The following is a 4186-nucleotide window of genomic DNA, read 5'->3' as shown; positions in this document are numbered from 1 at the left end:
GTCCTACCCCGCCAAACCATGGCATGGAGCCGCCACGCTGCCCCTCCGGGCAGCCGGTGCGACCCCGCACCTTGGACTAACTTTCGACTAACCTTTCGCCGCGATGACCCTGCCGATCCACGCCGTCCTGCCCGCCCTGCTCGGCCACCTCGCCGCGCGCAGCAGCGCCGTGCTCGTCGCCCCGCCCGGCGCCGGGAAGACCACCGCGGTCGCCCCCGCACTCCTCGACCAGCCCTGGTGCACCGGCGAGGTGCTGCTGCTCTCGCCCCGCCGCATCGCCGCCCGCGCCGCCGCCGAGCGCATGGCAGCACTTGCCGGCGAACCCGTCGGCCGCACCTTCGGCTACGCCACCCGCATGGACAGCCGCCGCTCGGCCGCGACCCGCGTGACGGTGGTGACCGAGGGCATTTTCGTCGCCCGCATCCAGGCCGATCCCGAACTCGCCGGCATCTCGGCGGTGCTGTTCGACGAGGTCCACGAACGCAGCCTCGACAGCGACTTCGGCCTCGCCCTCGCGCTCGACGCCCAGGCCGGGCTGCGGCCGGACCTGCGCATCGTCGCCATGTCGGCGACCCTCGACGGCGCCCGCTTCGCCCGCCTGCTCGACGACGCGCCGGTGGTGGAGAGCGAAGGCCGCAGCCACCCGCTGGAACTCCGCCACCTCGGCCGCGCCGCCGAACAGCGGATCGAGGACGGCATGGCCCGCGCGATCCGCACGGCGCTCGCCGACACCGACGGCGGCGTGCTCGCCTTCCTGCCGGGCGTGGGCGAGATCGAGCGCACTGCCGAACGGCTGGAGGGCCTCGGCCCCGACATCGTCCTCCACCGCCTGCACGGCAGCCTGGAGCCTGGCCAGCAGCGCGCCGCGATCGCCCCCGATCCGGAAGGCCGCCGCAAGCTCGTCCTCGCCACCGCCATCGCCGAGACCTCGCTGACCCTCAACGGCATCTCGACCGTGGTCGACTCCGGCCTCGCCCGCCGCCCGCGCTACGATCGCGCCGCCGGCATGACCCGGCTGGTGACCGAGCGCGCCAGCCAGGCCGCCGTCACCCAGCGCGCCGGCCGCGCCGCGCGCCAGCGGCCGGGCGTCGCCTATCGCCTGTGGGAAGCAGCCGCCACCGCCGGCCTGCCGCGCTTCGACCCGCCCGAGATCCTGGAGGCGGACCTGTCCGCGCTGGTGCTCGACTGCGCGCGCTGGGGCGTCACCGATCCCAGCACGCTGCGCTGGCTCGATCCGCCGCCCGCCGCCGCGATCGCCGAGGCCAAGGCGCGCCTCGCCACGCTGGAGGCGATCGACGCCGACGGCCGGCCGACGCCGCACGGCGCCGTCATCGCCTCCCTCCCGCTCCCCCCGCGCCTCGGCCACATGCTGGTGCGCGCCGGCGAGCGCGGCCTCGCCCAGGTCGCCGCCGAAGTCGCGGTGCTGCTCGGGGAGCGCGGGATGGGCGGCCAGGATGCCGACCTCGACCTGCGCCACCGCCGCTGGCGCAGCGAGCGCGGCCAGCGCGCCGAGGCCGGCCGCCGCATGGCGCAACGCTGGGCAAAGCTCGTCCCCGCCGCACCGCCGGCCGATCGCGACCCGCAGGCGCTCGCCACCTGCGTCGCGCTCGCCTTCCCCGACCGCGTCGCTCGCCGCCGTGACGCGAGCGGCGAACATTGGGCCAGCGTCGGCGGCCGCGGCTTCCGCCTCGACCCGACTTCGCCGCTCGCCAGTGCCGAATGGCTCGCGGTCGCCGAGACCCAGGGCGCCGCCTCGGGGGCGCGCATCCTCTCGGCTGCCGCGCTCGACCTCGCCACGATCGAGTCGCTGTTCGGCGACCGCATCGCCGTGCGCCGCGACGTGGTCTTCGATCCCGCCACCGGCGCGATCAGCGCCGTCCGCGCCCGTGCGCTGGGCGCTCTCCGCCTGAGCTCCGGCCCCGACAGCGCCGCCTCCGCAACCGAGATCGAGGCGGCATTGCTAGAGGGCGTGCGCGCCCACGGCCTCGCCCTCCTGCCCTGGGGTGACGACGCCGGCGCCCTGCGCGCCCGCGCGCGCTTTGCCGCAGAGATGGGCGGCATCGACGATCCGCTGTCGGACGCGGTGCTGCTCGACCGCCTCGACGAATGGCTGCCGCCGCTGCTCTCGGGCAAGCGCCGGCTCGACGCGATCGCACCCTCCGCGCTGACGCAAGCCCTGGAGTCGCTCGCCGGCTGGGATGCGATGCAGGCCGTCCGCCGCCTCGCCCCCGCCCGCTTCGAAAGCCCCGCCGGCTCCACCCACGCGATCGACTATGGTGCCGAGGGCGGCCCGCGCGTCGAGCTGCGCCCCCAGGCGCTGTTCGGCCTCGCCCGCCACCCGACCGTCGCCGGCGGCGCAGTGCCGCTGGTCTTGAGCCTCACCTCGCCCGCCGGCCGCCCGATCCAGACGACCCGCGACCTGCCTGGCTTCTGGGCCGGCAGCTGGGCGGCGGTCGCGAAAGAGATGCGCGGCCGCTACCCGCGCCACCCCTGGCCGGACGATCCCGCCTCGGCCTCCGCGACGCTGCGCACCAAAAATGCGGATGCGCGGGCGCGCGAGGGGCGTTAGAGCGTTTGCCAACAAACCCCATTTCCCGCGTGGAGAAGCTTGTGCCGTCCGCCCGTATCTACCAGCGCCCCAAGAATTCCACCCAGTCCGGCCGCGCCCGCACCGACATGTGGGTCCTGGAGTTCGAGTCCACCGAGCCCAAGCAGCCGGATCCGCTGACCGGCTGGGCCGGCTCGGGCGACACCCGCGACCAGGTCCGCCTCACCTTCCCGACCGTGGAAGCGGCCCAGGCCTATGCCGAGAAGCAGGGCCTGACCTACCACGTCGTGCCCGCGCCCGAGCGCAAGCTCAAGCTCCAGGCCTACGCCGACAACTTCCGCTAAGCCTAGGTGCGGGGCGGCGCTTACCGCCCCGCCAGGATCCCGGCGCCCAGCAGCAGCAGCAGCTTCACGTCCATCGCGAAGCCCTCGGCGCGCTTGGCGGCGATGAAGGACTCGACCTCGGCGAGCGGCACCCGGTGGACGGTGATGTCCTCGCCGTCGACGCCGCCGCCCTCGCCGGTCTTCACCAGCTCGGTCGCCCGCATCAGCGTGAACCCTTCGGAGACCATGCCGGGCGAGGAATGGAACATGCCGACCGGCTCGATCCTGCTGGGGCGGTAGCCCGTCTCCTCCTCCAGCTCGCGCGCAGCGGCGATCTCGGCACCCTCGCCGGCGACGTCGTCGCCGATCAGCCCGGCCGGCAGTTCCAGGCAGCGCCTGCCAAGCGGCATGCGGAACTGGTCGACCAGCAGCACGCAGCCCTCGTCGTCCACCGCCAGGATCACCGCCGCCTCGATGCCGCGGGCCCGGCCCACATATTCCCACGTCCCCTGCTTCTTGGCGACGATGTACTTGCCCTCCCACATCGTCTCGACGGGGAGGTTCGCGTCCTTGGTCATAGTTCGATCAATCGGTCCGGTAGTTCGTTGATGTCGTCGGCGCTGCGCGGGAAGTGCTCGGCGAGCACCACGCCCACCTGCTCGACCGCGCGTGCCATGCCCTCGCCGACGCGCCCCTCGCGCACGGAGGCGACCAGCGCCGCCATCGCCTCGCCCCACACTTCGGGCGCGACCTTGGCGTGGATCGCCTCGTCGGCGATCAGCTCGGCACGGTGCTCGGCCAGCGACAGGTAGAGCAGCACGCCGGTGCGCGCACGCGTACGCTTCTCGGCCGCGGTGCGGAACAGCCCCACCGCGCGCCTGCGCACCCGCCGCGTCTTGGTGGCGCCGGGCGTCATCGCGATCCGCAGCTTCGGGATGGCGAGCAGCAGCCGAACGACAAGGAACGCCAGCGTCTGGAGCAGCAGCGCGATCAGCAGCAGCACGGTCGGGTGCACCACCTGCGTCCAGGGATCGAACACCCGCTCATACAATGCCGCCGCCATGCCGGGCCACACCGACAGCAGCGCCAGCACCAGCAGCATGGCGAGTACCGCCCAGTGCAGCGCCACGTCGTGGTAGGAGTCGGATCGGCCCGCGACCACCGTCACGATCTCGCCGTCCGTGCCGCGCTCGGCTGCGGCCACGGCAGCCGTGACCGCCGCATGATCCTGTTTGCTCAGATGCATCACCAGCTCCCCGAAGCGCCGCCGCCGCCGAACGACCCGCCGCCGCCGCCGCCGAAGCCGCCGCCGCCC

At 74.1% G+C, this 4186-nt stretch carries 4 protein-coding genes; 2 read left to right on the top strand and 2 right to left on the bottom strand.

Going from position 1 to position 4186, the window contains the following annotated elements; translation table 11 throughout:
- The first annotated feature begins 103 nt into the window (after positions 1–103).
- Positions 104–2569, top strand: coding sequence for an ATP-dependent helicase HrpB (gene hrpB / locus MHZ35_RS17705; protein ID WP_239436831.1), 2466 nt, complete (start codon positions 104–106; stop codon positions 2567–2569).
- A gap of 41 nt (positions 2570–2610) precedes the next feature.
- Positions 2611–2892, top strand: coding sequence for an NADH dehydrogenase ubiquinone Fe-S protein 4 (locus tag MHZ35_RS17700; protein WP_132884012.1), 282 nt, complete (start codon positions 2611–2613; stop codon positions 2890–2892).
- Positions 2893–2912: 20 nt separating this feature from the next.
- Here MHZ35_RS17700 and MHZ35_RS17695 read toward each other — a convergent pair whose 3' ends face one another.
- Positions 2913–3449, bottom strand: a complete 537-nt coding sequence (locus MHZ35_RS17695; RefSeq protein WP_239436830.1) for an NUDIX domain-containing protein — start codon at positions 3447–3449, stop codon at positions 2913–2915.
- Positions 3446–4117, bottom strand: coding sequence for a TPM domain-containing protein (locus tag MHZ35_RS17690; protein ID WP_446741076.1), 672 nt, complete (start codon positions 4115–4117; stop codon positions 3446–3448). Before MHZ35_RS17690 ends, MHZ35_RS17695 begins: the two co-directional genes overlap by 4 nt.
- Positions 4118–4186 lie beyond the last annotated feature (69 nt).

This window comes from Sphingomonas sp. ACRSK, from assembly GCF_022346685.1.
Classification (GTDB): domain Bacteria; phylum Pseudomonadota; class Alphaproteobacteria; order Sphingomonadales; family Sphingomonadaceae; genus Sphingomonas; species Sphingomonas molluscorum.
This window is presented reverse-complemented; position numbering and strand designations above follow the sequence as displayed.

Excerpts from the sequence above, each read along its gene's own strand:
- MHZ35_RS17695 (WP_239436830.1), bottom strand. The coding sequence starts at position 3,449 with ATGACCAAGGACGCGAACCTCCCCGTCGAGACGATGTGGGAGGGCAAG.
- hrpB (WP_239436831.1), top strand. The coding sequence starts at position 104 with ATGACCCTGCCGATCCACGCCGTCCTGCCCGCCCTGCTCGGCCACCTC.
- MHZ35_RS17690 (WP_446741076.1), bottom strand. The coding sequence starts at position 4,117 with ATGCATCTGAGCAAACAGGATCATGCGGCGGTCACGGCTGCCGTGGCC.